Source organism: Allobosea sp. P1_A7 (assembly GCF_056406775.1).
In genome coordinates this window covers 1-7518 of the sequence record NZ_JBFTZN010000283.1, presented here as the reverse complement: position 1 = coordinate 7518, position 7518 = coordinate 1, and the positions used below count along the sequence as shown (strand labels likewise).

General features: G+C 63.5%; 8 protein-coding genes and 1 tRNA gene. 4 read left to right on the top strand and 5 right to left on the bottom strand.

Going from position 1 to position 7518, the window contains the following annotated elements:
* Positions 1 to 176: 176 nt before the first annotated feature.
* The 4 genes from AC1D34_RS31100 to AC1D34_RS31085 all read right to left on the bottom strand — a co-directional run bounded on the left by AC1D34_RS31100 (position 177) and on the right by AC1D34_RS31085 (position 2315).
* Positions 177 to 845, bottom strand: coding sequence for a cold-shock protein (locus AC1D34_RS31100; RefSeq protein ID WP_441492417.1), 669 nt, complete (start codon positions 843 to 845; stop codon positions 177 to 179).
* Between the two features lie 90 nt (positions 846 to 935).
* Positions 936 to 1634: a carbonic anhydrase gene (locus AC1D34_RS31095; protein WP_476826305.1), complete on the bottom strand. Its 699-nt coding sequence runs from the start codon at positions 1632 to 1634 to the stop codon at positions 936 to 938.
* A gap of 71 nt (positions 1635 to 1705) precedes the next feature.
* A complete protein-coding gene (locus AC1D34_RS31090) occupies positions 1706 to 2023 on the bottom strand; it encodes a DUF167 family protein (protein ID WP_476826304.1) in 318 nt (105 codons plus the stop codon).
* A 1-nt stretch (position 2024) separates the two neighbouring features.
* Complete coding sequence (locus tag AC1D34_RS31085) at positions 2025 to 2315, bottom strand: YggT family protein (protein WP_441492532.1); 291 nt, start codon at positions 2313 to 2315, stop codon at positions 2025 to 2027.
* A 118-nt stretch (positions 2316 to 2433) separates the two neighbouring features.
* Here AC1D34_RS31085 and AC1D34_RS31080 point away from each other — a divergent pair.
* The 4 genes from AC1D34_RS31080 (at position 2434) to AC1D34_RS31065 (ending at position 6744) form a co-directional block, all read left to right on the top strand.
* Positions 2434 to 2509, top strand: a tRNA-Ala gene (locus tag AC1D34_RS31080).
* A 408-nt stretch (positions 2510 to 2917) separates the two neighbouring features.
* On the top strand, positions 2918 to 3481 hold the full coding sequence (locus tag AC1D34_RS31075) for a transglycosylase SLT domain-containing protein (RefSeq protein ID WP_441492414.1): 564 nt from the start codon (positions 2918 to 2920) through the stop codon (positions 3479 to 3481).
* Positions 3482 to 3697: 216 nt separating this feature from the next.
* The gene (locus AC1D34_RS31070; RefSeq protein ID WP_476826303.1) at positions 3698 to 5698 is read left to right on the top strand and encodes an AI-2E family transporter; all 2001 of its coding nucleotides are present in this window, start codon (positions 3698 to 3700) and stop codon (positions 5696 to 5698) included.
* Between the two features lie 71 nt (positions 5699 to 5769).
* On the top strand, positions 5770 to 6744 hold the full coding sequence (locus AC1D34_RS31065) for a ketopantoate reductase family protein (protein WP_441492412.1): 975 nt from the start codon (positions 5770 to 5772) through the stop codon (positions 6742 to 6744).
* A gap of 19 nt (positions 6745 to 6763) precedes the next feature.
* On the opposite strand, the gene AC1D34_RS31060 is transcribed toward AC1D34_RS31065, so the two are convergent.
* The coding region (locus AC1D34_RS31060; RefSeq protein WP_476826302.1) for a LysR substrate-binding domain-containing protein at positions 6764 to 7518 on the bottom strand (755 nt) is incomplete at its 5' end.

Here is a 7518-nt window from a genome sequence, read left to right as displayed (position 1 = left end):
GGCGGGAACTCATTATCGCGCAGCGTGGCGCAGAGGCTTGTCGGATAATCACCCAAAGCGATCGACGGCGGGCTCTATGACCCCGCCGTGGGCGCTTTTGCTTGACTCCTACCGCCCCAAAAGAGAAGGCCCGCCAAACCGGCGGGCCTTGGATCAGGTCGGTGCAAAAGCAACGATCAGATGAAACTGACGTTCGCAGCTTCCGGGCCCTTCTTGCCGGCGCGGATCGAGAAGCGCACGCGCTGCCCGTCCATCGGCGGCTGCAGGCCGCTGCGGCTCAGCGAACTGACATGCAGGAACACATCCGGTCCGCCATTGTCAGGCGCGATGAAGCCGAATCCGCGATCGGAGTTGAAGAACTTGACGGCACCGTCATAGGGCCCTTCCATCGGGGCGCTGTTGCGATCGCCGAAGCCGCCGCGATCGCCGCGGTCGTAACCGCCGCCACCGTAGCCACCACCACCGCCACCATAACCACCGCCGCCGCCGCCGCCATAGCCGCCACCACCGAAATCGTCACGCGGCGGGCGCGGCGAGAACGGGCGCGGAGCACGCTCGCCACGCGGGGCGGCGGGCGTTGCGGTCGAGGCGTCGATCTCGTGCACGGCCACGACCTGAAGACCGCGGCGGCCTTCGCCGAGATCGGCAACGATCGTCGCACCCGGCTGCAGATCCTGCGGATCGAGCGGACCGATGGACGAGACATGCACAAAAACGTCGCCGGATCCGTCGGCAGGAGACGCGAATCCGAAGCCCTTCTCAGGGTCGAACCACTTGATCTTGGCTTCGATATTTTCGTGGGTGACGAAGGGAGCGGGAGCCGAGGGCTTACGACGATCGAACATGCGAGCTTCAAAAATCAGTGACCGGGAAGCGACAATCTAGCGCAAGCCGCGCCCGCCGTCATGGGGGGCGGAGCAGCTAAATTTTCGCCCTCATCCGGCTTCGCTGCAGCGGATAGTCTGCACCTTTTTGGGCATCTCGCCAATGGCCGGAACGAACTGTCCGGTCGCGGCATCGAGCACCATCAGCACGCCGGTCGCGACGGCGAAATAGGCACCGTGCAGCTTCAGCCGGCCCTTGCCCTCGAGGATGCTGATGCAGGGAAACGTCCGCAGATTGGCGAGCGATTGCTGGATCGAGGCCAGCGCCAGGCGCTCGACATAGGTTTCCAGGTCCTCGTTGCGGCCGCGGCCGCCGCTGCGCTGTGCTGCCGGATTGATCAGCGTGATCCATTTTCCGATGAAATCGCCGGGCGAAAGCGGCCCCTGCGCATCATCGGCAAAGGCGCGGATGCCGCCACAGCGGCCATGGCCCATCACGACGATATGCTCGACCTTCAGCGCCTGAACGCCATATTCGAGCGCGGCCGAGGTGCCGTGCAGCTGATCGTCGGGCGAGAATGGCGGAACCAGATTGGCGACGTTGCGCACCACGAACATTTCGCCGGGGCGCGCATCGAAGATGGTTTCGGGCGCGACACGCGAGTCGCAGCAAYCGATCAGCATGATCTTGGGAGTCTGGCCGCTTTCGGCGAGCTCCTCATAGCGGCTCTTCTCGCGCGAGAAACGTTCGTCGAGGAAGGCGCGATAGCCTTCCGTGAGCCGCTCAGGAAAAGACTGGGGTGTGTCCATTGCCCTTGTTCGGACAGGAACTGGCCGCCTTCGTCAAGAGATTTGTGCAGCGCGGGAGGAGCGAAGAGCCCCTAGCCCGACGCAAGGAGCTGCTCCAGCCGCGCCGCGAGCAGGTCGGTTTCCCCCGCAACCAGCAGAGTCTTGAGCCGCGCCGTGCTTCCGGCAGCCAGTGTCACGGCGGAGCGGGAGACCGACAGGCTGCGCGCCAGCAAGGCGATCAGCGCTGCATTGGCCTCCCCCACGCTGGACACGGCCCGCACCMGTGCCTTGAGCACGGCACGGCCGTCCGCGAGGACCTCGATGCCGTCGACCCCGTCGCGCCCACCGCGCGGGGTCAGCCTGACGCTCAGCCGCAATCCCCCGGGCGTCGCCGTCCAGGGAACGGCCATCTCAGAATACGGCAGGGTACAGATAGCGCTCGATCACGCGCTCGATGAAGAAGATGATCAGCAGCAGGATGATCGGCGAGATGTCGATACCGCCGAGATTGGGCAGCATGTTCCGGATCGGCCTGAGCACCGGCTCGGTCACCCGATAGAGGAAATCCCAGACCGAGGAGACGAACTGATTGCGGGTATTAACGACGTTGAAGGCGATCAGCCAACTCAAAACCGCTGATATGATGAGGAGCCAAGTGTAGATGTTCAGCGCGAGCATCACCACGTCGAGAACGGCACGCATCGACATTCCTCTTGTCGTCTTCAGGCTGGTGACGCGGAAAGATTTCGCCATCGCCGAAAAACTCCCGGCGCAGGCGATTGACATTCACGCGACGCAAGGCCTAGAAGGCCAGCGCCTTGGGGCTGTAGCTCAGATGGGAGAGCGCTGCAATCGCACTGCAGAGGTCAGGGGTTCGAATCCCCTCAGCTCCACCAGGCTTTTCCTGGTGGAATTAAGCTAGAAGAAACAAGGGCCTGACGCAGCCGCCGTCACGGCGCGTGCACATGGGCGCTCCTGGTTCGCCAACCAGCTTTTTCGCTGCCTCTTCCCGGCCAATGGGTGACTGCCCGATTGCTTCATCAATCTGCTCCGCAGTCCTGCCGACGCTGGCGGGATGACAGGGGGAGCGTAGCTAACTTCGAACGCTCCAGCTGGACCCGCCTCACCAAATCCCCGAACCAAGTATCGAGCGTCATTGGGCAGGAAGCCACCCGTCACCTGTCCAGATCGTCCGCCGCAGAGTTGCCGCAAGTCCGCGTACCTTGGAGCCTAGGGTAGTTGAGCCTAGGATCAGGAGTTGTTGGCGTCCCCGTGAGCAGGTTCATCAGCTGATGGAGGCCAGATTGTCTTGGCAAAGATGTCTTGTTGCAGCCGGTATCATCCTGCTGTCTGCCGGGATTGCGGGATGCACCACCACGGACGACGCTTCCGCGGAGGCAGCGAAACCGCTCGCTTACTCCAGCGAACAGCCCGTTGACCCGCAACCGGGCTCGGACCGCGCGGGAATCGACCGACTTATCGAACGACATTCCGCGCATTACGAACTCCCTGCGGATTGGGTCCGTCGAATCGTCAAGCGCGAAAGCAACTATCGCCCCACCGCCCAGAAGAATGGCCATTTCGGCCTGATGCAGATCAAACACGCGACGGCGCGAACCATGGGTTATGCCGGCCCGGCGGCCGGGTTGCTCGATCCCGAAGTCAATCTCACCTATGGGCTCAAATACCTGCGGGGAGCCTGGCTCGTGGCCGATCGCGATCAGATCCGCGCCGACCGCTACTATCGCAATGGGTACTATTACGATGCCAAGCGGAAGGGGCTTCTCGAAGCAACCGGTCTCGGCAAGGACCGTACGCGGCTAGCCAAATCCCGCCACGCGACGGACAGAGTTCCCGAGGCTCGTTAGCGAAGCTAGGCCATGCGACTGAGGACGTCCGTCACCCGCCGTTCTCGCGCCCGGACGGGCCTGGGCACGTCTGAGATCGTTCTCGGACACTGAGAGGCAGGTGCATCCGTAGACCTATTGGAACATCGGGGTCGATCTCCCGTTCAGCCAGCAGTGACCAACAGCGCGCACCTTCTACCGCTGAGTGGATGAAACGTGGCCGAGGAAAACCAATTCATGCGTCCGATCGCGCCTCTCGCCCCCTCTCGGGCGGCACCCGCTCGGGCGATCGACAGTGGCCTTGGCAATGTTGCCATTGGCGCTTTGATCGTGACGGCGCTCTATCTCGGGCGCGATGTCTTCGTTCCGATTGCTCTCGCAATCCTGTTCAGTTTTGTTCTCGCGCCACTCGTCAAAGGGCTCCAGAAACTTCGGGTTCCCCGTTCGCTCGCCGTCATCACTGTCGTTCTCATCGCCTTCGCGGCGCTCGGCGCCTTGACCGTGGCAATGGTCAACCAGGCAACCCAGCTCGCCGGAGAGCTCCCGGTCTATCAGAGCACGATGCGGGAGAAGATCGCTTCGCTGCGGGGGGCCGGCCCAGGCAGCGGTGTCCTCTCGCGCGCGGCGGACGTCCTGCAGGATCTGGGCAAGGAGCTCGATAGGCCAAAGAAGGACGCTTCGCCGTTGGACCCGACGGTCCGCCCCCCGGACGCGCGGCCGATCCCGGTCGAGGTTCACCAGCCAGAGCCAGGTGCGCTGGAGACACTGCGAGCCTTTCTCACTCCCCTCATCCATCCGCTCACGACGACGGGTATCGTCCTGATCTTCGTCGTTTTTATCCTTCTGCAGCGTGAGGATCTGAGGAACAGGTTCATCCGGCTGACAGGAACCTATGATCTTCAGAAGACCACAGCCGCATTCGACGACGCCGCTCGCCGCCTCAGCCGGCTGTTCCTGACCCAGCTTGTCCTCAATGCCGGCTTCGGTCTCGTCATCGGCACCGGGCTCTGGATGATCGGCGTCCCGAGCGCCCTGCTCTGGGGCATTCTCTCGGCGATCCTTCGCTTCATTCCCTATCTCGGCGCCATCCTCTCCGCGATTTTCCCAATGGTGATCGCTGCATCCGTCGATCCCGGCTGGACCATGCTGGCCTGGACCGCCGCGCTGTTTCTGGTTGCCGAGCCGCTCGCCGGTCATGTTGTCGAACCGCTGGTCTATGGCCGCTCGACGGGGCTTTCGCCTGTCGCGATCGTCGTTGCTGCCACGTTCTGGACGTGGTTGTGGGGGCCGATCGGGCTGGTCCTTGCGACTCCGCTGACAGTTTGCCTCGTGGTTCTGGGCCGTCATGTCGAACGGCTGGAGTTTCTCGATGTCCTCTTGGGAGATCGGCCAGCACTGTCCGCTCCCGAGATCTTCTATCAGCGTGTGCTCGCCGGGGATCCCGCTGAGGCAGCAGACAAGGCCGAAGAGGTTCTCAAGGAGCGCTCCCTCTCCGTCTACTATGACGAAGTCGCCCTGGAAGGTCTGCGGCTGGCAGCCAGCGACGCGGCGCGCGGCGTCCTTGATGCGACACGACAGGCACGGATCCTGGAAACGGTGCGGGAAGTCGTCGATGACCTCGCCGACCATGATGACCGCAATCCAACAGTCGGAGAAACGACCAGCGACCCCGAGGCAGAAGCAGCAATCGCAGAAACCGACGAGGCCGAAAGTTCAGCCGACCTGCCGATTCTGGCATCGGAAAACCTGGGGGAGGCCTTCCGCGGTGAAGACCGGGTGGTTTGCGTCGCCGCCCAATCGGAGCTCGATGAGGCTGCTGCCCTAATGCTGGCGCAGATCCTCAGCAAGCATGGGCTCCCGGCCCGCGTACTGCCTACAGACACGCTCTCGACGAATAACCTCGCCGCGCTGGCAGCGGATCAACCCGCCCTGATCTGCCTGTGCTATCTCGACGGCACGAGCTCCGCTCATATGAAATACGCCATCAAGCGCCTGCGCCGCAGGCTACCATCCGCGATCATCATCCTTGGCAGTTTGTCGCCAGCAGCGGGCTCGGCGGCCCAACTCAAGACGGCGGTCCTCGCCGACGAGGTCGAAACGAGCCTGCGCGGCATGAGCAATGCCTGCCTGACGCACGCGATGCGCAACACAGACACCTCCATCGCCAAAGAGTTGAGTGTGCCCGACATCGGAATGTCAGGAAACTTGGCGACCATGTCCGCCGGACATTCGAGCTAAGACAGGCCTACGCTATCGCACCGAGCACTCTCCCCTATAGTCGTGGCGATCGTCCATCAGTGAGCGGAACCATGCGCGTTGCAATCGTTGGAGCAGGAGCGATCGGCGGGGTTGTTGCCTGGCATATGACCCAGGCGGGTCAGCGGCCCGTTATCATCGCGCGCGCTGAGACCGCTGCTCTGCTCGCAACGGAGGGCCTGACGCTCCAGTCTCCCTCAGGGACCGAAACCGTGGCGGTGCAGGTCGCCGCCGATGCAGCCTCCGCAGGGGTCCAGGATCTCGTTCTGGTCGGGTTCAAGGCTCATGACTGGGCGAGCGGTCTCGATTCGATCCGGCCCCTGATCGGGCCATCGACGATCGTTCTGCCGATGCTGAACGGCATTCCCTGGTGGTATCTGCAAGGTCTGGGAACGCAGTTCGGCGACCGGAGGCTGGCATCGGTCGATGCGAGCGGTGCGATCGAGGCCTCCATTCCAGCCGGTCAGGTTCTCGGCTGCGTCGTCTATATCGGTGCAAACCGGCCCGCGCCGAACGTCATCGCCTGGAACGGCAGAAAGCGTCTTGTTGTCGGCGAGCCATTGAAGCCGCATGACAGCCGGCTGGCAGACGTCGTCGCGTTGTTGAGAGCGGGCGGGGTCGATAGCGAGCAGAGCGCAGATATCCGGACTGAGGTCTGGCAAAAGCTGCTCGGCAATGCAGCCTATAATCCGCTTTCGGCCGTGACCGGGGCGACGGTCGACAAGATCGTGGGAGATCCTGCGGTCAGGGCCGTCGCAAAGTCGATCATGGCGGAGTGTGTCGCGGTTGCCGCCGCGCTCGGGGTCGAGAATCTGCCAGAGCTTGAGGCACGCCTCGAACTCCCTCCGACATTGATCGGTGTGAAAACCTCGATGCTGCAGGACATGGAGGCGGGGCGCCCGCTGGAGCTTGGCGCCATTGTCAGCGCTGTTGCGGAACTCGGTCGCAGGACGGGCGTGCCAACGCCGCTGATCGAGTGCGTTGGCGCCCTGGCGGCCAATGCCTGGCAGCAGCGATGGGGACAATGATCGGGGCGAGGTCAGAACATTATCCGCCTGTGATGATCTCGACCATGCGCGCTGCCAGGTGAGACAGCGGGCGGCTGCGGGCGGTCATCATGCATATCGTGATCGGGATGCGCGGCGTGATCTGCAGTTGGGCGAGGCCATCGAAACGTTGCGCCTCGAACAGCATGCTGTCGACGAGTGAGACATCGCCATCCCGGGCCAGCAAATGCGCGACGGTGATGCTGTAGGGCGCCGTCATGAAAGGGGCGTAGACGAGCCCGGCCTCTTCGTGCGCCTTGGCGATCAGCCAGCCGAGCGGCGACGATTCCCGATCGAAGCAGAGCAACCGGCGCCCCGCGAGTTCGGCAAGATCGACGCTGCCCTGCGCAGCCAGAGGATCATCCTTCCGGACCAGGGCAACGATCGAGCCTTCGGCTAGCGGCGTCAAAGCAATGTCGTCGCTCACGCGCGGCGAGAACATGAAGCCGATATCGGCCGTCCCGTTCGAAAGCTCCGCGACCGGATTGCCCATGATGAGCTCAGCACGTGCGTCGGGATGCGTCGCCAGCAGCTTGCGCAGGGCCCCTGCAACCAGTCCCTGTCCGATGCTGGGCGTCGCGGCGATGCGCAGTGGCAAGGCGCGCCCGGCACGCAAATCCGCGACGGTTTCTCGCAGATTGCACCATTCGCTCTCGACCGCGTCGAGGCTCGCCATCAGTTCCCGCGCTTCGGAGCGCAATACCAACCTGCCGTCGCGCCGCTCGAAGACCGGCACACCAAAGACCGGCACACCAA

Coding starts and splice junctions, on each gene's coding strand:
- AC1D34_RS31070 (WP_476826303.1), top strand. CDS start 3,698: ATGCGTCCGATCGCGCCTCTCGCCCCCTCTCGGGCGGCACCCGCTCGG.
- AC1D34_RS31100 (WP_441492417.1), bottom strand. CDS start 845: ATGTTCGATCGTCGTAAGCCCTCGGCTCCCGCTCCCTTCGTCACCCAC.
- AC1D34_RS31065 (WP_441492412.1), top strand. CDS start 5,770: ATGCGCGTTGCAATCGTTGGAGCAGGAGCGATCGGCGGGGTTGTTGCC.
- AC1D34_RS31085 (WP_441492532.1), bottom strand. CDS start 2,315: ATGCGTGCCGTTCTCGACGTGGTGATGCTCGCGCTGAACATCTACACT.